This is a genomic window from Rossellomorea vietnamensis (assembly GCF_008180615.1).
Classification (GTDB): domain Bacteria; phylum Bacillota; class Bacilli; order Bacillales; family Bacillaceae_B; genus Rossellomorea; species Rossellomorea vietnamensis_D.
In genome coordinates, this window is record NZ_VTEH01000002.1 from 137,803 (window position 1) to 159,446 (window position 21,644).

Here is a 21,644-nt window from a genome sequence, read left to right on the forward strand (position 1 = left end):
CTCTCTGACACTTGAACCCTTTTTCCCGAAGTGTCTTTTAGAATCCTATACGTCAACTAATAAAAGCCCATAAAAAAAGAGAATACCCGTGTGTCGGATATTCTCTCGTCTTATTTATCTTCTTGCATTAAGAGCGGCCCAAACCTGGTCTTTGCCCAAGCCTGTTTCTGATGAGAAGAGTATGACTTCATCTCCCTCTTCAATATCCAGCCCTTCTTTCGTTGCTTTTAAATGCTTCTGCCACTTTCCTTTAGGAATCTTATCGGCTTTCGTGGCAATGATTACACAAGGAATGCCGTGATGCTTTAGGAATTCATACATCATGATATCATCCTGTGTCGGCGGATGGCGCAGGTCGACAATCTGAATGACCGCTTTCAGCTGCTCACGCATTGTGATATAGGTTTCAATCATTCTTCCCCAAGCTTCACGTTCTGTTTTTGACACTTTGGCAAACCCATACCCCGGAACGTCTACAAAATAGATACTTTCTTCTATCTTGTAAAAATTAAGGGTTTGGGTCTTCCCAGGCTTGGATGATATCCTTGCCATACTCTTACGGCCGATCATCTTGTTGATAAAAGATGATTTTCCGACGTTGGAGCGGCCCGCAAGAGCAAACTCGGGAAGATAATCTCCCGGGTACTGCTCAGGCCTTACCGCACTGATTACAAGCTCAACATTATTTACTTTCACTTCTCTCACCTACTAAAGCTGTTTCTAATACTTCTTCTATATGGGAAACCAGAACGAACTTCAAATCCTTTCTGACACTTGCCGGTATATCGTCAATATCCTTTTCATTGTCTTTCGGAATGATAATTGTTCTAAGGCCCGCACGGTGCGCACTCAGGGATTTTTCCTTCAATCCGCCAATCGGGAGCACACGTCCGCGCAGGGTAATTTCCCCTGTCATGCCGACTTCACGTTTGATTTTCCGTCCTGTTAAGGCTGAAACCAAAGCTGTGGCAATCGTGATTCCGGCAGAAGGGCCGTCTTTAGGAACTGCTCCTTCTGGCACGTGGATATGAACATCATATTTCTCATGAAAATTTTCTTCTAAATTCAGATCGGCTGCTTGGGACCTTACATAACTGAATGCCGCTTGAGCCGACTCTTTCATGACATCTCCAAGCTTTCCTGTCAGGACAAGCTTACCTTTACCCGGAGACAGAGATACTTCAATCTGCAGGGTATCTCCTCCAACAGATGTATACGCCAAGCCGGTTGCAACACCAATCTGGTCTTCTGTTTCAGCCTGGCCATAACGGAATTTCTTTTTGCCTAGGAAATCTTCAATATTCTTTTCTGTGATGACGACTTTCTTTCTCTCACCGGAAACGATGACCTTTGCAGTCTTTCGGCACAATGTCGCCAGCTGGCGTTCCAAGCCCCTGACTCCCGCTTCTCTTGTATAATAACGGACCACCGCTTGTACAGCATCTTCCCTGACTTGCAGCTGTGATTTTGTTAATCCGTTTTCCGCGATTTGCTTAGGAAGCAGATGATCTTTGGCGATGTTGATTTTCTCCAACTCTGTATATCCTGCAATCGTGATGATTTCCATTCTGTCCCTTAATGGACCGGGAATAGTGGAAAGGTCATTGGCCGTTGCAAGGAACATAACCTTGGAAAGATCATAGGTTTCCTCTATATAATGGTCACTGAAATTGAAGTTTTGTTCAGGATCCAGCACTTCAAGCATTGCTGATGACGGATCTCCCCTGAAGTCGCTTGACATTTTATCGATTTCATCCAGCAGGAAGACCGGATTGATGGTACCGGCTTTTTTCATGCCTTGGATGATCCTGCCCGGCATTGCACCAACATAGGTTCGTCTATGGCCGCGGATCTCTGATTCATCACGCACCCCGCCAAGGGAAACTCGGACAAAATGCCTGCCGAGAGACTCTGCAACAGATTTGGCAAGGCTGGTTTTACCCACACCTGGAGGTCCCGCAAGACAAAGGATCGGCCCGCGAAGAGATTGAGTAAGCTTTTGAACAGCCAAATATTCAAGCACCCGCTCTTTCACTTTTTCCAGCCCAAAGTGATCTCTGTTCAGGATCTCCTCCGCCTTGATGATATCAAGGTCATCCTCTGTCTGTGCAGACCAAGGAAGGGAGACCAGCCATTCGATGTAGTTTCTGATCACAGAGCTTTCTGCTGAACTTGCAGGGACTTTCTCATAGCGGCCCAGTTCCTTCAATACTGTTTTCTCAATCGCTTCCGGCATGTCAGCTTCTGCAATCCGCTGTGTCAGCTCTTCGATTTCACCGGTTTTGCCTTCTTTATCACCCAGTTCTTTCTGGATCGCTTTCATCTGCTCTCTAAGATAGTACTCTTTTTGCGTCCTTTCCATAGAACGCTTTACTCGCTGCCCGATTTTCTTCTCCAGATTCAATACTTCTTTTTCGTTGTTGATCGTCTGGATGACAAGTTGTAATCTATCTTTAATATCGAGCGTTTCAAGAACCTTTTGTTTTTCTTTCATTTTCAGAGGAAGATGGGAGGCAACTATATCGGCCAGCCTGCCTGGTTCATCGATATCCGAAACCGTTGAATACGTCTCAGCAGAAACTTTCTTGGAAAGCTTTATGTACTGCTCGAAATAGTTCAGCAGCGTTCTCATTAACGCTTCTGTTTCAGATTCCTTTTCCTCAATGTCTTCATGTGTGGAAATGTTCACTTCGTAGAATTTCTCCTCATTCGTGAAATTACTTATTTCCGCCCTTTGGATCCCTTCCACAAGTACCCGTATTGTTCCATTGGGAAGCTTAAGCATTTGTTTTACCTTTGTCAGCGTTCCCATTTCATAAAAGTCATCGACGCCTGGTTCATCTATATTCATATCTTTTTGAGTGGTCAAAAATATATATTGGTCATCCACCATTGCCTTTTCAAGCGCCTGGACTGACCTGTCACGCCCTACATCTAAATGAAGGACCATCGTTGGATAAACAAGCAGACCTCTTAATGGAAGGAGGGGAAGAGTTAATTCTTTTTGTTTTGCCATAAATACACCTCCAAAAATTCTCGCCCTTTTGAATCTCATAAGTCTTTGTACAATTCTATCTTATTTATATATACGTGTCCATTTTAGAGTGGATGGAACCCGTTCCTATAGACCTTTGCTGGCCAGGGGTTCTCGCTTCAAGCCGGGCATTATCACTCCCAGGGAATGGCTGAGTTTATCGGCTGTCCCCCTGTCTTAAACAGGTCCCGACAATATTAATGAAGGATAGACACGTTTTAACGAAATATACTGCCGCTTTAACATTCAAGAGGGCGGGCTGAAAAAAATACCCTCCCTCTTATTGTACAGCTAAGAATGATCACATTCATGAATTATGCTTAAGATATACTTCTCGTATTCCTCTCCAGAGCAGAACTTAAACGATAAATGCATCAGCAAATCATACGCTTTTTTTGTTGTTTTCTTCATTATATGTGATTTCTTCCTCTATTTTCTCTTTATCAAGCGCAATATTGAAAACCTCTTTCAGATGTTTGACAGGATGGACCTCTATTCCTTCTATTTCCTGAAGAAGGGCACCCATATTTTCATGAGGGATCACAGCAGCACGTGCACCTGCAAGCTTTGCCGCTTTTACCTTAGGGAATACACCCCCAACTGGTTTGACGAACCCATGGATACTGATTTCACCGGTCAAGGCGATATCCGATCTGACCGGGATCCGATAAATGGCTGAATAGATTCCCGTAGCCATCGCTATGCCTGCTGAAGGGCCGTCGACAGGGATGCCCCCCGGGAAATTAACATGAATGTCAAATTGGTCGGCAGGAACGCCCATCGAGCGCAAAACTGTAAGGACATTTTCGATAGACCCTTTTGCCATACTCTTTCTTCGAATGGATTTCCCCTTATCACCGATACTTTCTTCTTCCACAATCCCAGTGACATTGATGCTTCCTTTTTCCTCTGCAGGAATGACTGTGACCTCAATTTCCAAAAGCGAGCCGGAGTTGGGGCCAGTTACCGCAAGGCCATTCACGAGGCCAATGGCGGATTTTTCGTTGATTTTCCGGTCCAGCCTTGGTGAGAGCTGACTGGACTGAATCATCCATTCTATATCTTTATCATCGATAAATTCCCTGTTCTCCGTGATGGCGAGACCTGCGACGATTTGGACCATATTAACTGCTTCTCGGCCGTTTCGGGCATATGATGCAAGAAGTTCCACCCCTTCCTTGCTGATGGAAATGTTCACTTTTTCCGAAGCATTTTCGGCCACTTTTATTACCTCTTCTTTGTTGAGTTCCCTGAAAAACACTTCCATACACCTTGACCTTATTGCAGGCGGTATCTCACTTGGCGTTCTTGTGGTAGCACCAATCAATCTGAAATCTGCCGGAAGTCCATTCTTAAAAATGTCGTGGATATGGGTAGGTATTTGTGTATTCTCTTCACTATAGTAGGCACTTTCTAAAAAAACTTTACGATCTTCCAGGACTTTCAGCAGCTTATTCATTTGAATAGGATGCAGTTCACCGATTTCATCGATAAACAAGACTCCGCCATGAGCATTTGTTACAGCACCCTGCTTTGGCTGGGGAATCCCCGCTTGTCCCATAGCTCCTGCTCCCTGATATATCGGGTCATGCACAGAGCCGATTAATGGATCCGCAATTCCTCTTTCATCAAATCTTGCCGTCGTCGCATCCAATTCCACAAAAACAGAAGACTTTTTGAAAGGGGATTGAAACTGCTCTTTAGCCTCCTGCAGGACAAGGCGTGCCGCCGCGGTCTTCCCTACACCTGGCGGACCATAGATAATAACATGCTGAGGATTTGGACCGCATAAAGCAGCCTTTAATGACTTGATCCCATCCTCCTGGCCGACAATATCCTTAAAGCTTTGCGGCCTTACCTTTTCCGAAAGTGGTTCTGAAAGGGAAATGGACCGCATTTTCCGCAGCTGCTCCATTTCTTTTTTTGATTCGCGATCAATTGAAACCTTTTGTGTACGTTGACTTTTTAATAAGTTCCAAAAATATAAACCGATGATCACCCCGAAAAACAGTTGGATGATCAGTGCTATTCCTGTCCAACTCATGCCTTTCCCTCCAGTAATAACTCGTTGTTAAAGGTTAGTATCTCCTCGAGTTTGGAGGAATAAACAAGTTTTTCTAGGATGAGACCGTCAAGGAACTTACATTAATTGTAAGAGAAGAATAGTGAGAGTCTAGAACCCTTAATCTTCAACGCTCTTTTCGCAAAAATTGTGGCTGGTGAAATGTAAAGGATTTCCGCTCCAGCCGCACGAATCTGCAGGGCGGGCGGTGAAGCAAAAGCGGAAGCGGCCGTTCAGCGGCGTACGGACTGGACTGACTCCGCATGAGATAAAGGAAACACAACGAACATAGTAAGTTGATGTTGACTTATCACCAAAAGTGGAGAGGTCCTGCTCAGGCTCTCGCATCAGATAAAGGAATCACGGAGAGCGACCGAGATTCGATGATGACTTATCGCAAGGAGAGAGTCCGAAATCTGTTAGTCGCTGGCCGCTGGAGCTGGATGAGCCTCCTCGGCATCGCCTGTATAAAAGGTGGAAGCACCTTGATCAGCTCCGAGAGGCAAATGTTCTCAAAAGAAAAAAAGACAGAAAAGATCCTCCACGGCGAACCGGGAGGACCTTGTTTAGCTTATTGTTAAGCGGAAGTCTTTTCTTCGTCATTTCCTTTGATAACCGTTCCGTCTTCCAATAGCAGCTTTGGAGCTTCACTATCGGTGACTGTGCCTGGTGTAATGATACATTTCTTGATATCTTCTCTTGAAGGAAGATCGAACATTACCTCAAGCATGATGGTTTCGATGATTGAACGAAGACCGCGGGCACCTGTTTTACGTTCGATCGCTTTATTGGCGATTTCTCTAAGTGCATCTTCTTCAAACTCTAATTCCACCTGGTCAAGTTCAAGCATTTTTTGATACTGCTTTACCAGTGCGTTCTTCGGTTTAGTCAGGATTTCCACAAGAGCATCCTCATCAAGAGGAGTCAGGCTGGAAATAACCGGAAGACGCCCGATGAATTCCGGAATCAGACCGAACTTCAATAAGTCTTCAGGAACGACCTTAGCCAGCAATGCTTTATCATTATCGACATTGACCGCTTTCGAGTCGGAACCAAAGCCGATAACTTTTTGCCCAAGGCGTCTCTTCACAATTTGCTCGATACCATCAAATGCTCCTCCACAGATGAACAGGATATTTGAAGTATCGATTTGGATGAATTCCTGATGCGGATGCTTTCTTCCACCTTGAGGAGGAACGCTCGCAACCGTACCTTCCAAGATTTTAAGCAGCGCCTGCTGAACACCTTCACCTGAAACATCGCGTGTGATTGAAGGATTCTCAGATTTTCTGGCCACTTTATCAATTTCATCGATGTAAATGATGCCGCGTTCTGCTTTTTCTACATCATAATCTGCCGACTGGATCAATTTCAACAGAATGTTCTCCACGTCTTCTCCAACATATCCGGCTTCCGTCAGTGAAGTAGCGTCCGCAATGGCAAACGGCACATTAAGTATGCGGGCCAAAGTCTGGGCTAGAAGGGTTTTACCGCTTCCTGTAGGGCCAATCATGGCAATATTACTCTTAGATAGTTCAACATCATCCACTTTGCTGTTCGAATTGATACGTTTGTAGTGGTTATAAACAGCTACCGCCAAGGACTTCTTCGCCTGCTCTTGGCCTATTACGTATTCGTCGAGGATTTCACGGATCTCCTTCGGTTTAGGAACATCCTTGAACTCAACTTCTTCTTCTGTTCCAAGCTCCTCTTCCACGATCTCGGTACAAAGCTCGATGCATTCATCACATATATAAACACCCGGTCCTGCTACAAGCTTCCGGACCTGATCTTGTGTCTTACCACAAAAAGAACATTTCAATTGTCCTTTTTCATCGTTAAATTTAAACAATGAAATTCACCCCTTATAAAAAGCTATGTCGTTTCAAAAAATTCAAGTTATGTATTGCATTTTATCATACTATATGTCCGGAAAGGAAATTAAACGATCCAACCAATTTTACGCCCGCTTATTAAGGTTTATCCAAAAAACGGTCATCCTATTCCTGTTTAGGAGATTATGTAAACGGATTGTAAATGTACTGGTTTATTCTTCTTAGAGGATTACCAGTGCAGCTTCTTTAGAAAAATGGGTTGGAACCCTTGTGATCTCAAGTCCATCCATTCTTGCTGAGTTAAGTATAAGCTTCAAAGAGACAGAGGGAAAAATTTCTTATTTTATAAAACAAGGCACGAATTAACTCGCGCCTTGTTTCTATAATTATTATTATGCAACAGTCTTGCTGTTATCCACAAGAACTTCTACTGCTTTTCGGATTTTAAGATCTGTTTTCAGGTTATCAAGACCGCCAAGAGCCTGCTTGATATTGTCTGCAGCCATATTGTACTGCTCAGCCAGTTTGTTAACTTCCTCTTCTGCTTCCTCATCAGAAATTTCAAGGTTTTCTGCTTCAGCGATTGCTTCAAGAGTCAAGTTAGTGCGTACACGCTTAGCTGCATCTTCTTTCATCTGGCCGCGAAGGTCTTCTTCTTTTTGTCCAGAGAATTGGAAGTAAAGCTCAAGGTTCATTCCCTGCATTTGCAGACGCTGTTCGAATTCCTGCATCATGCGGTCAACTTCAGTGTCAACCATTGCATCCGGGATCTCCACTTCTGTATTTTCAGAAGCTTTTTCCACTAGCGTGTCGCGAAGTGTTTGTTCTGCTTCGTTTTTCTTGGATTCTTCAAGACGCTTTTGGATTTTCTCTTTTAATTGGTCAAGAGTTTCAACTTCCTCATCTGCATCTTTAGCGAATTCATCATCAAGCTCAGGAAGCTGCTTCGCTTTGATTTCATGAAGTTTTGTTTTAAATACCGCAGGCTTGCCAGCAAGCTCGGAAGCGTGGTATTCCTCTGGGAAGTTTACTTCAACTTCTTTTTCCGCTCCAGTTTCAAGGCCGATTAATTGCTCCTCAAATCCTGGAATGAAAGAACCTGAACCAAGTTCAAGAGAATAGTTTTCAGCTGTGCCGCCTTCGAAAGCTTCCCCATCGACGAACCCTTCAAAATCGATAACGACTGTGTCGCCGTTTTCAGCTGCACCTTCTTCTTTAACAGCAAGCTCAGCTTGTTTTTCCTGAAGAGATTTCAATTCGTTCTCAACATCTTCAGAAGTAACTTCTGTTTCCATTTTCTCTACTTCAAGCCCTTTGTATTCACCAAGTTTAACTTCAGGTTTAACAGTGACTGTAGCAGTGAAAATAAGCTCTTTGCCTTTTTCCATTTGCTCGATGTCGATTTCCGGACGATCCACAGGTGAGATTCCAGTTTCTTCAACAGCTTTAGCATAAGCTTCAGGAAGAATGACATCTAACGCGTCCTGGTAAAGAGATTCTACACCAAAACGTTTTTCGAACATTCCGCGAGGCATTTTCCCTTTACGGAATCCTGGTACATTAACTTGCTTAACCACTTTCTTAAATGCAGCGTCCAAACCATTGTTCACTGTATCTGCATCTACTTCAATTGTAAGAACCCCTTGGTTCCCTTCTTGCTTTTCCCATTTAGCAGACATACTTTTCCCTCCAACAATCTATAATTGATTATAGTTAATACAAAATAAATATTTAGATAGGTTTGCCTATGTAACAAAAGCACTATCTCTTCGAATATGAAAAACTTCACATTGCAACCATTATATTATAACATATGAAATCCTTCTTTCAACTCATAGCACTAAAAACGAGTTTCCTATATTTGTTTTATAGGACCGGAGAGGTAACACCTTCCAATTTCCCGATTAACTCCCCGATGGAGTTCAGTTCACTTTCCTCATCAGCAGCTTTTTCTTCCATTCCCATTGCCGAAAGGTCTTCACCATAAAGGTCCAGTCCAAAAGCCAGGTAAGCCAGCGCAGTCTTTTCAGCCGGCCATTCCATCTCAAGAGGATACAACAGGAAGCTGTGGCGGGTGAATGTCTCGATCACCTGCTGCTGCAAAGAAGGATTTCTCTGGGCAATCAATTCATCTATTTCTTCAGTCACTTCTTTATAGTAGCTGGTCTGGAAGACATCTTCCAAGCTTGCTGGCACACAAGTGACTCTTTTCCCGAACTTACTAATTCCAACTTCTTCATGGAAACCATGCTCCCTCAGAACATTAACAATCATCGTTTGAATAAAAGGATGGGTAGCTTCTTCATCCAAGGTGGCGAGTAATTCTGTCATATATGGCCGGATATTCCGGTTAACAAGCTCTGCCAAAATAAGCGTCTGCTCCTGAAGTTCTTTTCCTTCTAAAACTTTTTCTTGAGAAGAATGACGAGTATCATCAGTTATTTCTGGGATTGGCACTTCCTTCCCTTCCAGTACCCTCTTGCTGAATGACAACAGCTTGCTGAAGTGCTCTTCCTTCTCAAGAGGCACTTCTTTCTCATCGAATAAGGCGCTTATAGTACTCACAACTTCTTTATGTTCATTCAACTGTATCAAGATCATCAAATATAATTCGACAACCTTAAAGTAGTCTCCAATTCCTTCATGCAGGAGTTCCTTGCAGATTTCCTTCGCCCGGCCGTATTGCTTGTTCTCATATAGCGCCAGAACGTATGCAGCACCGATTTCACCGTCTTCCGGATCTATTTCGTAGGCCTGCTCAAACAAACCGGCTGCCTGATCCAGCTGACTGTTCTGCAGTGCTTCCAGCCCTTTTTCAAAAAGCCTTTCCTTCAACCTGGGGAATTGAACGATTTTAGTGTCTTTCTTTCCTTTATTCATTAACGTTACCGCCCCGTTCCATTTAATGATTTCAGTTTAGCAAACCTGCGGGGAATAAACAAAGGGGAGAAGAGGAGAATTTTTAAAAGCTCATTTCCCATCAGGCCATAAGGCAGCTGTAAAATAGTTCATTCCTGGCAACGAAACACTGTCTTTGCGGATAGTGCTCTTTCTTATATGGATTATTGTTCGATTCAGAGGTTTTAGGGTATTAAAATTTTTAAAGTTAAAGTTGATATTTACTCAAGATCTTTTCAGAAATCTTACATCCTCCATTTTGGGTACCTAGAAGGTTCCTTTGTTTCCTTTTTCGGGTTCGCTCGTTTTGTTTGGGCACCTAAGCGGTTTCTTGGTTTCCTTTTTTGGCTTCGCTCGCCTTGTTTGGGCACCTAGACGGTTTCTTGGTTTCCTTTTTTGGCTCCCCTCGCCTTGTTTGGGCACCTAAGCGCTTTCTTGGTTTCCTTTTTTGGCTCCGCTTGCCTTGTTTGGGCACCTAAGCGCTTTCTTGGTTTCCTTTTTGGCTCCGCTTGCCTTGTTTGGGCACCTAAGCGCTTTCTTGGTTTCTTTTTTTGACTCCGCTCGCCTTGTTTGGGCACCTAAGCGGTTTCTTGGTTTCCTTTTTGGAGTCCGCTCGCCTTGTTTGGGCACCTAAGCGGTTTCTTGGTTTCCTTTTTGGACTCCGCTCGCTTTGTTTGGGCACCTAAGCGGTTTCTTGGTTTCCTTTTTCCGCTCTGCCCACCTTGTTTGGGCACCTAAGCGCTTTCTTGGTTTCTTTTTTTGACTCCGCTCGCTTTGTTTGGGCACCTAGAAGCCCCCTTGGTTTCCTTTTTTGGCTCTGCGCAACCTAGTTGGGCACCAATGCGTTTCCTTGGTTACCTTTTTTTGTTCTAATCACCTTGTTTGGTTACCCAGCCACCTCTTTCATTACATTTATAAAATTTCTCTCAGGCTTGGTTCCCCTCTATTAGAATAAAATGGCTATTTTCGCATATCTTGTAGCTTTCGGAAAAATCCCAAAAGCCGGATCCCCTCTCCCGGTTACTGAGCTTTCTCTCTAATCGGGATTGTTTAAGATAAATAGCAACAAAGTTTACGAAAAGAGCCTTAAAAAAGCTCTTTCCAAAACTGTCAAAACAAAAAGAAACCCCTTGATCCACTAAAGGATCAAGGGGTTTCAAACGACGGTTTTATAACCGTAATATGTAGTTTAAATGGCGTCCCAGGAGAGATTCGAACTCCCGACCGTACGCTTAGAAGGCGTATGCTCTATCCGGCTGAGCTACTGGGACTTGTTTCAGCGACAATATTTATTATATTTGAATAACAAATGAAAGTCAACACTTTTTAAAAACTTTTTTTAAAAATTTATGCCAGCTTCAAAAAAAGAAGGCGGTTGTTTTCCGCCTTCTTATTATACAAAGAACTTCTGTGATAAATCAACAATCTCTTGATGATTATGCTCGAAAAATTTTACAGAGGTTGAATCTCCTTCTGTTTCGATGAGTGCGTAAGTTCTTTCCTTTCGTCCCCTAGGCAGTAGAACGCTGCCCGGATTCACGAATAATACATCCTCTATCTTCTCTGCCCCCAGCTGATGGGAGTGACCAAAGAACACGATATCGGCGTCATTTTCTTTCGCTAAGTAATTGAGGTTCATCAAGGTCATTTTCACATTATACAGATGACCATGTGTGGCAAGGATCCTCGTACTGCCAAACTCCTCTGTCAACACTTCAGGATAGGAAGAATCCATGTCGCAATTCCCCCGGACCGCAAGATACCCTTCCATTGCCGGGTCACTTGCTTTCAGTTCTGAGTCTCCGCAATGCACAAACCCATCGACTTTCCCTTTGTACGTGCTGTATAAGTTCTTTATTTCCATGTCGGAACCGTGGCTGTCACTTACTACAATCAGCCTCATAGATAATCACCTGACAATTCTTCCAGATCATTTTCAAATTGTTTCAGTGCGTTTCCTCTGTGGCTGATCGCCGACTTTTCTTCAGAAGTCAGCTCGGCCATCGTTCTGTCTTTTTCTTCTACAAAAAAGACAGGGTCATATCCAAACCCATTCGAACCGCGTCGCTCGTCCAGGATTTTTCCTTCACAAGCCCCTGAGTAGGTCTTTGTTTCCCTGCCAGGACCTGCTATTGCCAGTACACAATAGAAACGTGCGGATCTCTCATTGTAAGGAACTCCTTCCAATTCAGAGAGCACTTTATCCATATTGTCATTGTCATCTTTTGCTTCCCCTGCATATCGTGCCGAATACACACCCGGACGGCCGTCAAGTGCATCGATGATCAACCCAGAATCATCGGCGATGACGATTTCATTCAGGACTGAAGATGCTTCCTCTGCTTTCAAAACAGCATTTTCTTCAAAAGTTTCACCCGTTTCCTCGATATCCTGGAAGTCTGGGAAATCAAGCAGCGTCAGCACCTCATATCCCTTTGGGGACAACATGCGCTCAAACTCCTTAGCTTTTCCCTTATTTTTAGTCGCGATTATTACTTTTCTTTTCATCATGAACCACCTCTTACTTTAAGTAGTCTTAATGTGCAATTATCTCTTTTAAATTCCGCAAAAAGATAAGAGGCAGTCTCAGCTGCCTCTTATCTTAATTACTTATAGTATATCAAAAACTGATTGTGTTTACATTTTCCGGACGGGTAACCGGTTCACTCAAGGTTTCCCCTTTTTCATTCACCAGTTCACCTTCCCCGTTGACCATGACGGCTACACTTTCGATGCCTTCCTGCTCTGTCAGGGACAGAACGAGCGAATTCATGAAGTGCTCAGAGACAATTTTCTCCTCAAAGCTGCCATATACCGCCTCATTGAAATTAAGCGTCACCTGACCGTCCTTCACGGAAGGTTCATCCAGCAAGGCTACTCCGGTAAAATCGCTGAGAAGATTTTTTTGATAACCAGGCCCCTCGACAAGCTGCTGGACGACCGCTTCAACCTTATTATCCACCTTATTGCTGACCCGCTTGGTTACAGGGACATAATAGGTGTTATCGCCTTTTTGAGCAACAAAGTAAACTGTTACCGGGTGGGTAGCCGTCACATCAGTAATTCCTGATGTATCCACATTAATACCCACTTTTCTGGATAATCCTTTTTCATCGACCGGAGTCCCGTTGACTGGCATCTCAGTCAACTCATATCCATTCACCCGCAGCTCAACCTTTTCAACCGACTCAAATTGCGTGAGTGTCCATGTTACCGACTGAAGGATTTTCATCTCATCTTCCGGCTGATAATTTTGGAATTCGCTTGAAAAATCTGCAACTGCTGTCCCATCTTTAATGTTTACACTAACTTGAGTGCCTGCTGGCAGCACAGGGCGGAAACCGTTAGGAAGCAGGTTTTGGACTGGTCCATCCGCTACAAGGTAATCCAGCGCCTGTTTAGCGACACTTTCCGTTTTTGGCAGAGCCAGCGTCTGTGATACGACATAGCCATCAGAATCAATTAGATACAGCTCTGTCATCACACTACTTTCAGCTGCTTCCTCAGTCGAAGTAGAAGAAGTTACTTCTCCTTCAGTATTTTCTTCAGCCACATCCACTTTCTCACCTTCTTCTAAGTACGATAAATCTGATGGCGGATCAATCTTTGCTTTCTCATCTCCACCTAATAATCCGCACCCGGAGAGGTAAATGGACGAAGTTACCACTGTAAGCACAATCGCTGCTTTCGTTTTCTTTGACATGGGGGAACCCTCCTCAGACAGTTTGTACTATATGTATACGAGCTCTTTTTTGAAAATAGACCGAAAAAAGTGATAGAAATTTACGAGGGCACTGAAAAGTCCGACAAAGACTATTAATTGTAAAACTTCCCTTTACCGCTTCAGATATTATGAAAGAGCCCTGATTTCCGTTGAAGATAACCGGCTCATCTAGGTAGGCGCTTGATGGATCAGGTCTCATTACGAAAACAGCCTGTCGTTTCATTAATGTGGTACCCAGCGTTATAATTAAGGGAACTTTTTTCTCTTATATGATAAAAAAGCACTATTTTTTAGCATTAAGTTAAATAAGGGAATTTTCTTCCCCTATCTTGGCTTTTTTCAATGTTTCTTAGTTAATAAGGGAACTTTTTTCCTCTATTTATTATTTAGAATACTGAGCCATATCGGAAAGTCCCATCGGTCACTGGCTTGAGTTAGCCTTTTTCTATGGACTAGTTAAAAAAAGCTACATTCCCGACAGGCAAATGCGCCCAAATGATTCGATACATTGCTTTCAATGAAAAAAGTCAACTTTTTCTTCCTATTTAAGGAAGGATAGTTGACTTTATCTTTGTTCATAAAAAGAAAATTTTAAAATTCCCTAGATTTTCAGTGCCCTTAAGTTTACGATGTTTTTTTTTGAGAGGGATTTGGTTGTAAATTTTTATTTAGGAAGCTGACTCTTCGCATTTCCATCCGATATACTTATCAGCTGTCTGGATTTCTAATTTCCTGCTGTTTATGCAGCCTTTCTACTTCATCGATTTATCTGGCTGCTAAAAATTCACGCTGTTTAAATCACTTTTTCACCGAACAAACACATCCGAATTCTAATCTTATGCTGTTTCAATCCACTATAAATCCAGCGATGTTAGTACCCTAATCTACAAACCTATCAACCAACAAAAAAACCATCCTTCACGGGATCAGTTCCCGAGAAGGATGGTTTTCGTGTCTATATGTTCTAGCTGCAGCCAGTCTTGAGCGATTTTGGAGAACATCCGTGATGAACCCGTAGTGAAGAATGTATGCTGCGGCTTCTTCTTCTGTTTGTTCAACATCCCTTGATAGTCCAGGATGGCACTTACTTCGCTTGCTGTTTCATCACCTGAATTGATGACCTTCACACCTTGCCCCATTGCCTTTTGGATGATTTTTTGCAGCAGCGGGTAATGCGTGCACCCGAGAATCAGGGTGTCGATTGGCTCTCCTTTTATGCCGACAAGCGTTTCATCGACAATCTCCACTGCCCATTTGCTGTCATACTCGCCACTCTCTACCAAAGGAACAAACTTAGGGCACGCAAGGGATGTCACCTGCATAGAGTCATTGATGGAATGGATCGCCTTATCGTATGCTTTGCTGTTCACGGTCCCCACAGTACCCAGCACACCGATTCTCCCATTTTGACTGTGTTTCAGGGCAGCTCTTGCACCAGGCTGGATGACGCCGACTACAGGAATTGGGAGCATATCCTGAAGCTCTTCCAGCACGACAGCTGTTGCCGTATTGCACGCAATAACCAGCATTTTGATATTGTAGTTCATGAGAAATGCCGCCATCTCCCAGGTAAACTTTTTCACTTCTTCTGCTGTCCTGGGTCCATAGGGACAGCGGGCGGTATCTCCTAGATAAAAAATCGTCTCATTAGGGAGCTGGCGCATGACTTCCCTTGCTACCGTCAATCCTCCAACACCTGAGTCAATAATTCCTATAGGTTGATTCACAAAAATTTTCCCTCATTTTTATTTCATTTCTTGATGCAATTTAGACAGATTTGCGTTAAGTGTCTTGATTTCATCACCGGAGAAGTTTTTAAGGATTTGCTGCAGGTACTGCTGTCTTTTCTCGATTACTTCTTCGATGATCCTTTCGCCTTCATGGAGGAGGTGAATTCTCACAACACGCCTGTCTTTATTATCCTTCACTCTTTCTACCAGTTCCGTTTTTTCCATTCTGTCCACTAGGTCGGTAGTGGTACTGCAAGCAAGGAACATTTTGGTGGAAAGTTCTCCGATTGTCATGTCGCCTCCTTCGAACAGCCATTGTAACGCAACAAATTGGGGAGGAGTAATCGAATATTGGCTAAGAATCTCTCTTCCTTTTTGTTTGATGATAGATGATATGTAGCGTAAATCTTTTTCAATATCTGCAAAGACTTCCATATCCTGCGGTTTGTTGTTCATTTTTGACACTCCTATCAATACCTTTTCGTACAAGTTATATACTTAGCATTGTCGCCTTTTTTCTGACTTTTTTCAAGTAACTTTTATAGGTAAATGCCGTACCGGACTATTGTTGCTGTTTTCGACAAATTTCATAAAGGCCTCAGTAAGCCCTCTCATAGTTAAAGCCGGCTGTCCTTAACGGGCAGCCGGCTAATTTTAAAGCTTGAGTTCCCCCATGCGAAGAAGCTCTACAACAGCTTGAGAACGCCCCTTCACTCCAAGCTTTTGCATGGCGTTGGAAATATGGTTCCGAACTGTCTTCTCGCTAATGAAAAGTTCACCAGCGATGTCTTTAGTCGTTTTATCTTGGACTAACAGCTCGAATACTTCTTTTTCTCTTTTGGTAAGCAACGGTTTGTGTGCAAATTCATTGTCCTTCAATTATGGTAACCCTCCTTGCCTTCGCCAGCTTTAAACCGCGGGGATGGGTATTGTCGGTCGTCACGATATCATATGTGAACCATTGGTGTGGAGTGACATAGAGAAGGCTTTAATTAGCAAAAATAGGCAAGGTTATTTTTGATATAGAGATATAGTTTTCTGCTATTCTTGACACTGTCTGCAGGCTTGATCACTCAACAGCTTTTCGATAGATGGTGAGTGTTAGATAATTTCGCCTTCATATCGTCCGTCCAAGGTACTCCCTTTCCTGTTTCCTTGGAAATCTGCACCATTGTTCCTCTGCCAGTAAAGCAAACCCTGTCACGTTCATCCATTCCCATATAATGAAGATCAACCGAGGATGATCCAATCTTATAAGCATTCACATATACCCGTATGGTTTGGTCAAAATATACCTGTCTCAAAAAATCACATTGAAGATCGGCTACAACCGGAATGGTTTCATTCTCCGATTTTACCCAGTCCTGCATAAATCCTTTACTTTTGAAAAATTCAATCCTGGCTTCTTCGAAATAAGTGAATGGAACCGTATTATTTAAATGGCCAAACATATCCGTTTCTGAGAATCTGACTTTGATCTTGTTATAAAATTCAAATTGGCCTTTCCACTGCTCCATATCTTCAATATATGTAATTCTCATAATATTGCCCCTCCTGTGATCAGGCTGTCTCTGGGAAAGAAGCGAAGCCTGAATGTTTTTAAAAATGAATGAATGTTCATTCTTTTCTTACTATTATATATTTTTCTGACCCAAGAAAAAAGATATTTGTTCTTTTTAGCTATATAAGATCTATTCCAAGATCATTTTCATTAGTTTGCAGTGAATGAGGTACATCAGCAATTAAAAGATCTAAATGATGTATTTTGATACGCCAGTGAGGTACATCTAAACCTTAAAAACTTATTGATGTCTCCGAAATTCAAGCGAGGGACATCATAACCAAAGACAAATTTCATTTACCTCACAGCAGAGTGCAGGACTTTAAAAGCGCACCATAAATGTTCTGCCCCTTCTTTGGGACTGGAGATCCTCAAAATCGAGAAACTCTTAACATCCCTATGTCCCTTCATTGGTTTAGAGCCTTCGAATGCTAACCATGCACCCTAAGGAACACTCATACACTCTGGTGTTCTTCATCCATAGAAGTTCGCCTTCTATTCAAAAACCCCCTCAAGCTCTCAGGCTGAGGGGGTTTGGGTTTAATTTAAAATCAAACCATATTGTCGCTTCCGAAGAAGTTTTTGAACATTTGGAAAGAGGTATCTCTGTTTAGTGCAGCGATGGATGTTGTCAAAGGAATTCCCTTAGGGCAAGACTGCACACAGTTCTGTGAGTTACCGCAGTTGGCAAGCCCTCCATCTCCCATGATGCTTTCCAGACGCTCGTCTTTATTCATGGCACCCGTTGGATGAGCATTGAACAGACGGACCTGAGAAAGTGGGGCTGGCCCGATGAAATCTGATTTCGAGTTCACGTTCGGACATGCCTCAAGGCAGACACCGCAAGTCATACATTTAGAAAGCTCATATGCCCATTGACGTTTTTTCTCAGGCATACGAGGTCCTGGTCCAAGGTCATATGTTCCGTCAATCGGAACCCATGCTTTGACTTTTTTCAGTGAATCGAACATTCTGCTGCGGTCCACCACAAGGTCACGAACAACCGGGAATGTTTTCATAGGAGCCAGACGGATCGGCTGCTCGAGCTTATCAACAAGTGCCGTACAAGATTGGCGCGGCTTACCGTTGATGACCATTGAACAGGCTCCGCAAACTTCCTCAAGGCAGTTCATGTCCCAGTTGACCGGAGTCGTTTTCTCGCCTTTAACATTTACAGGATTTCTGCGGATTTCCATCAGTGCAGAAATGACGTTCATGTTCGGGCGGTAGGCCAGTTCGAATTCCTCTGTATAAGAGTCAGTTTCAGGGCTGTCTTGACGAGTAACGATAAAGCGTACTGTTTTATTTTCACTCATCTTTATTTACCCCCTTTTTTCTTAGTGTAGTCGCGCTTACGCGGCGGGATCAACGATGTATCTACCTCTTCGTAATGGAATTCAGGTGAATTTGTTTCTGCGTTGTACTTAGCCATAGTGGTTTTCAGGAACTTCTCATCATTACGATCCGGGAAGTCCGGTTTGTAATGGGCACCACGGCTTTCATCACGCTGAAGGGCACCAATTGTGATGACACGTGCAAGCTGAAGCATATTGTGCAGCTGGCGGGTGAACATCGCACCTTGGTTGCTCCATTTTTGGGTATCATTGATATTGATATTTTTAAAGCGTTCCATCAGCTCTAGGATCTTATTATCTGTTTCTTTCAGTTTATCATTGTAACGAACCACTGTAACGTTATCCGTCATCCACTCACCAAGCTCTTTGTGGATCACGTAAGCATTTTCAGTTCCGTCCATGGACAGGATTTCGTTCCATTTTTCTTCTTCCTGCTGAACATGGCGCTCAAATAAGGAAGAAGGCAGTTCGTCCACACTCTTCTCCAGTCCATTCATATACTTGATTGCGTTTGGACCGGCAACCATTCCGCCAAAGATGGCAGAAAGAAGGGAGTTTGCTCCAAGACGGTTACCTCCGTGTTGTGAATAATCACATTCACCGGCAGCGAACAGTCCAGGTATATTCGTCATTTGATCGTAATCTACCCACAGGCCGCCCATTGAATAGTGAACAGCTGGGAAGATTTTCATAGGGACCTTACGAGGGTCGTCTCCCATGAATTTCTCGTAGATTTCAATGATGCCGCCCAGTTTGATATCCAGCTCTTTAGGGTCTTTATGTGAAAGATCAAGGTAAACCATGTTTTCACCGTTGATCCCAAGCTTCTGGTTAACACATACATCAAAAATCTCACGTGTTGCAATATCACGAGGCACAAGGTTTCCGTAGGCAGGATATTTTTCCTCCAGGAAGTACCAAGGCTTACCGTCTTTATATGTCCAGACACGTCCGCCTTCTCCGCGAGCGGATTCGCTCATAAGGCGGAGCTTATCGTCTCCCGGAATTGCTGTCGGGTGAATTTGAATGAATTCTCCATTTGCATAGTATGCACCCTGCTGATACACGATGGAAGCAGCAGATCCTGTGTTAATGACTGAGTTCGTGGATTTACCGAAGATGATTCCGGGACCTCCTGTAGCCATGATCACTGCATCTGCAGGGAATGATTTAATTTCCATTGTCTTAAGATCCTGTGCTACGATACCGCGGGCTGCTCCTTCGTCATCAACGATAACACCAAGGAATTCCCAGCCTTCATATTTATTGACAAGTCCAGCCACTTCATGGCGTCGAACCTGTTCATCAAGTGCATATAATAACTGCTGTCCAGTCGTCGCACCAGCGAAGGCTGTACGGTGATGCTGTGTCCCTCCGAAGCGGCGGAAGTCCAGAAGTCCTTCCGGCGTACGGTTGAACATTACGCCCATACGGTCAAGCAAGTGAATGATTCCCGGTGCAGCTTCCGTCATAGCTTTGACTGGAGGCTGGTTAGCCAGGAAATCTCCTCCGTAAACGGTGTCATCGAAATGTTCCCAAGGAGAATCTCCTTCACCTTTCGTATTTACCGCTCCGTTGATTCCGCCCTGTGCACAGACAGAGTGAGAACGCTTCACTGGCACTAATGAAAATAGATCGACCGGCGCTCCTGCTTCTGCTGCTTTTATTGTAGCCATCAAGCCGGCTAAACCGCCGCCGACCACGATGATTTTCCCTTTACTCATCTAGACTCACTCCTTCTCCTACAAAAATACCAATAACCGAGTCTCGTAAAATCTGAATCCAGTTACCTTAATAATGAATTAAACGAACGCATATAATGAGCTGATTCCCACATAGGAAAGAGCAATGAAAATCCCGATTGTAACGTAAGTAGCGATTACTTGGGAACGAGGAGAAACTGTGATTCCCCAGCTCACAAGGAAAGACCACAAACCGTTAGCAAAATGGAAGATAGTAGAGATGACGCCAACAATGTAGAAGCCCATCATAAATGGGTTGGACAAGATGTTCTCCATCATTTGAAAGTTAACTTCTGCTCCGAATGCAGCTGCAACCCTTGTTTCCCATACATGCCACGTAATGAATACCAGCGTGATGACGCCCGATATCCGCTGAAGCAGGAACATCCAGTTACGGAAATAACCGTATTTGCTTACATTGTTCTTTGCTGTGAAGGCTATATATAAACCATAAATAGCATGAAACAACAATGGAAGAAAAATAACGAATGTTTCAAGTACGTACCGGAAAGGTAAACTCTCCATAAAGTGTGCTGCATTATTAAATGCTTCTGCGCCCCGTGTGGCAAAGTTGTTGACTACTAAGTGCTGAATTAAGAATATCCCTACTGGAATAACACCTAGCAAAGAGTGAAGCCTGCGTAAATTATACTCACGATTTCCAGCCATGATATACCCCCCCTTAATGATGAAAAAATGCATAAAATAAGATATAGCCAATACTATTTAAGGTATGAACCTTCTGCAAATTTTCATATTATAACAAAAATGTGACAAGTTCATTTTACTCCCATGTTAGAGGTGCGTCAAGAAAACGTATACATAAAATTCGGTGATATCGCAAAAATATTTTTAATATATTGATAATATTACATTGCTGTTTAATCTGGCGGAATGAGTACCCCGTATAGGCTGAGCCAGGTGCGGAAAAATGAAAAAGATGATTAATCATTATGCCGGTAAAACATTCCATCTATACTATTTTTGTCTTAGCGATTTATATTTTACCCTCACCTTGTTTATAATAGATTAATAGAAGATTGTTGATGCACTGGAAATTTTTTAGAAATCGACAGAAACCTCAGGGATACTTTTACAATTCAGTGGAAAATAATCAGAAAATAACTCTCTTAACTTGAGCAGGAAGAGAGCCTTATAGAAAGAGGGGATTCGTTTTGGAAAGCAGCAATGACCAAAAAAACGGGGATATGGAAGCCGTTCCCTTGTTTGGGTACGAATTAATGAGAGATATCCTGCTGCCCGAGATTTTGGGCAAGCATACGACAGACATTCTTTACTGGGGCGGCAAAAGCCTCGCTAGGAGATTTCCTCTTGTGTCTCTGGAAGAAACCGAAGCGTTTTTCTTAGAGGCAGGCTGGGGGAAATTGACTCTTGCTGATGATAAAAAAGACGAGCAGATCTTCATTTTGTCCGGACCATTCGTTGAAAGAAGACTGTCACTCAAAACGGATATCTCCTTCAAAATGGAAGCAGGATTTTTAGCAGAACAAGTTCAGTCTAAAAAAAAGGCTGTCACCGAAGCGGCTGAAGAAATCCATAAGAGATCCAAGACAGTCAAGATAATCGTCCGGACTGATCCCAAGGATAAAATAGAATAGTACAATAAAAAGCGCAAGCGGCAACGCTGCCTATTTTCAATCCTAACATTTATACTTCCTGTCCTATTAAAAAGGCTTTCCAGG

The 21,644-nt window shown here is 43.2% G+C and carries 17 protein-coding genes and 1 tRNA gene; 1 reads left to right on the forward strand and 17 read right to left on the reverse strand.

The features are described from left to right. Positions 1 to 114 precede the first annotated feature (114 nt). From yihA to FZC79_RS04120, 17 genes are all read right to left on the reverse strand, one after another. The gene (gene yihA / locus FZC79_RS04035; protein WP_148945570.1) at positions 115 to 696 is read right to left on the reverse strand and encodes a ribosome biogenesis GTP-binding protein YihA/YsxC; all 582 of its coding nucleotides are present in this window, start codon (positions 694 to 696) and stop codon (positions 115 to 117) included. Further along, complete coding sequence (lon, locus tag FZC79_RS04040; RefSeq protein WP_148945571.1) at positions 683 to 3,016, reverse strand: endopeptidase La; 2,334 nt, start codon at positions 3,014 to 3,016, stop codon at positions 683 to 685. The genes yihA and lon overlap by 14 nt, the downstream gene beginning before the upstream one ends. Positions 3,017 to 3,416: 400 nt before the next feature. Further along, entirely contained in the window at positions 3,417 to 5,078 is a 1,662-nt protein-coding gene (gene lonB / locus FZC79_RS04045) for an ATP-dependent protease LonB (protein ID WP_148945572.1), read from the reverse strand. 595 nt (positions 5,079 to 5,673) lie between these two features. Beyond that, positions 5,674 to 6,948, reverse strand: a complete 1,275-nt coding sequence (clpX, locus tag FZC79_RS04055) for an ATP-dependent protease ATP-binding subunit ClpX (RefSeq protein WP_148937859.1) — start codon at positions 6,946 to 6,948, stop codon at positions 5,674 to 5,676. 375 nt (positions 6,949 to 7,323) lie between these two features. Continuing rightward, positions 7,324 to 8,610 carry a trigger factor gene (gene tig, locus FZC79_RS04060; protein ID WP_148945574.1) on the reverse strand — a complete coding sequence of 429 codons (1,287 nt, stop codon included), beginning with the start codon at positions 8,608 to 8,610 and terminating at the stop codon, positions 7,324 to 7,326. Positions 8,611 to 8,797: 187 nt separating this feature from the next. Then, positions 8,798 to 9,811, reverse strand: coding sequence for a tetratricopeptide repeat protein (locus FZC79_RS04065; protein WP_148945575.1), 1,014 nt, complete (start codon positions 9,809 to 9,811; stop codon positions 8,798 to 8,800). 1,212 nt (positions 9,812 to 11,023) lie between these two features. Continuing rightward, positions 11,024 to 11,100 (reverse strand) — tRNA-Arg (locus FZC79_RS04070). A gap of 122 nt (positions 11,101 to 11,222) precedes the next feature. Next, positions 11,223 to 11,732 (reverse strand): metallophosphoesterase, encoded by a 510-nt coding sequence (locus tag FZC79_RS04075; protein WP_148945576.1) that lies wholly within the window; start codon positions 11,730 to 11,732, stop codon positions 11,223 to 11,225. After that, positions 11,729 to 12,340, reverse strand: coding sequence for an XTP/dITP diphosphatase (locus tag FZC79_RS04080; protein ID WP_435873898.1), 612 nt, complete (start codon positions 12,338 to 12,340; stop codon positions 11,729 to 11,731). The genes FZC79_RS04075 and FZC79_RS04080 overlap by 4 nt, the downstream gene beginning before the upstream one ends. A gap of 109 nt (positions 12,341 to 12,449) precedes the next feature. After that, a complete protein-coding gene (locus FZC79_RS04085; RefSeq protein WP_148945578.1) occupies positions 12,450 to 13,532 on the reverse strand; it encodes a GerMN domain-containing protein in 1,083 nt (360 codons plus the stop codon). A gap of 947 nt (positions 13,533 to 14,479) precedes the next feature. Beyond that, positions 14,480 to 15,280 (reverse strand): glutamate racemase, encoded by an 801-nt coding sequence (gene racE / locus FZC79_RS04090; RefSeq protein ID WP_148945579.1) that lies wholly within the window; start codon positions 15,278 to 15,280, stop codon positions 14,480 to 14,482. 18 nt (positions 15,281 to 15,298) lie between these two features. Beyond that, positions 15,299 to 15,739: a MarR family winged helix-turn-helix transcriptional regulator gene (locus FZC79_RS04095; RefSeq protein WP_148945580.1), complete on the reverse strand. Its 441-nt coding sequence runs from the start codon at positions 15,737 to 15,739 to the stop codon at positions 15,299 to 15,301. Positions 15,740 to 15,937: 198 nt separating this feature from the next. Next, entirely contained in the window at positions 15,938 to 16,162 is a 225-nt protein-coding gene (locus FZC79_RS04100) for a helix-turn-helix domain-containing protein (protein WP_113930207.1), read from the reverse strand. 194 nt (positions 16,163 to 16,356) lie between these two features. Continuing rightward, a complete protein-coding gene (locus FZC79_RS04105; RefSeq protein ID WP_148945581.1) occupies positions 16,357 to 16,827 on the reverse strand; it encodes an acyl-CoA thioesterase in 471 nt (156 codons plus the stop codon). 568 nt (positions 16,828 to 17,395) lie between these two features. Continuing rightward, complete coding sequence (sdhB, locus tag FZC79_RS04110; protein ID WP_148937867.1) at positions 17,396 to 18,160, reverse strand: succinate dehydrogenase iron-sulfur subunit; 765 nt, start codon at positions 18,158 to 18,160, stop codon at positions 17,396 to 17,398. Positions 18,161 to 18,162: 2 nt separating this feature from the next. Then, positions 18,163 to 19,923, reverse strand: a complete 1,761-nt coding sequence (gene sdhA, locus FZC79_RS04115) for a succinate dehydrogenase flavoprotein subunit (protein ID WP_148945582.1) — start codon at positions 19,921 to 19,923, stop codon at positions 18,163 to 18,165. 78 nt (positions 19,924 to 20,001) lie between these two features. Beyond that, positions 20,002 to 20,610, reverse strand: a complete 609-nt coding sequence (locus FZC79_RS04120) for a succinate dehydrogenase cytochrome b558 subunit (protein WP_148945583.1) — start codon at positions 20,608 to 20,610, stop codon at positions 20,002 to 20,004. Positions 20,611 to 21,116: 506 nt separating this feature from the next. On the opposite strand from FZC79_RS04120, the gene FZC79_RS04125 reads away from it, so the two are divergent. Beyond that, positions 21,117 to 21,560 (forward strand): YslB family protein, encoded by a 444-nt coding sequence (locus FZC79_RS04125; protein ID WP_148945584.1) that lies wholly within the window; start codon positions 21,117 to 21,119, stop codon positions 21,558 to 21,560. Positions 21,561 to 21,644 lie beyond the last annotated feature (84 nt).

Excerpts from the sequence above, each read along its gene's own strand:
- FZC79_RS04080 (WP_435873898.1), bottom strand. The coding sequence starts at position 12,340 with ATGATGAAAAGAAAAGTAATAATCGCGACTAAAAATAAGGGAAAAGCT.
- tig (WP_148945574.1), bottom strand. The coding sequence starts at position 8,610 with ATGTCTGCTAAATGGGAAAAGCAAGAAGGGAACCAAGGGGTTCTTACA.
- sdhB (WP_148937867.1), bottom strand. The coding sequence starts at position 18,160 with ATGAGTGAAAATAAAACAGTACGCTTTATCGTTACTCGTCAAGACAGC.
- FZC79_RS04120 (WP_148945583.1), bottom strand. The coding sequence starts at position 20,610 with ATGGCTGGAAATCGTGAGTATAATTTACGCAGGCTTCACTCTTTGCTA.
- lonB (WP_148945572.1), bottom strand. The coding sequence starts at position 5,078 with ATGAGTTGGACAGGAATAGCACTGATCATCCAACTGTTTTTCGGGGTG.
- FZC79_RS04095 (WP_148945580.1), bottom strand. The coding sequence starts at position 15,739 with ATGAACAACAAACCGCAGGATATGGAAGTCTTTGCAGATATTGAAAAA.
- sdhA (WP_148945582.1), bottom strand. The coding sequence starts at position 19,923 with ATGAGTAAAGGGAAAATCATCGTGGTCGGCGGCGGTTTAGCCGGCTTG.
- FZC79_RS04065 (WP_148945575.1), bottom strand. The coding sequence starts at position 9,811 with ATGAATAAAGGAAAGAAAGACACTAAAATCGTTCAATTCCCCAGGTTG.
- FZC79_RS04075 (WP_148945576.1), bottom strand. The coding sequence starts at position 11,732 with ATGAGGCTGATTGTAGTAAGTGACAGCCACGGTTCCGACATGGAAATA.
- FZC79_RS04085 (WP_148945578.1), bottom strand. The coding sequence starts at position 13,532 with ATGTCAAAGAAAACGAAAGCAGCGATTGTGCTTACAGTGGTAACTTCG.
- lon (WP_148945571.1), bottom strand. The coding sequence starts at position 3,016 with ATGGCAAAACAAAAAGAATTAACTCTTCCCCTCCTTCCATTAAGAGGT.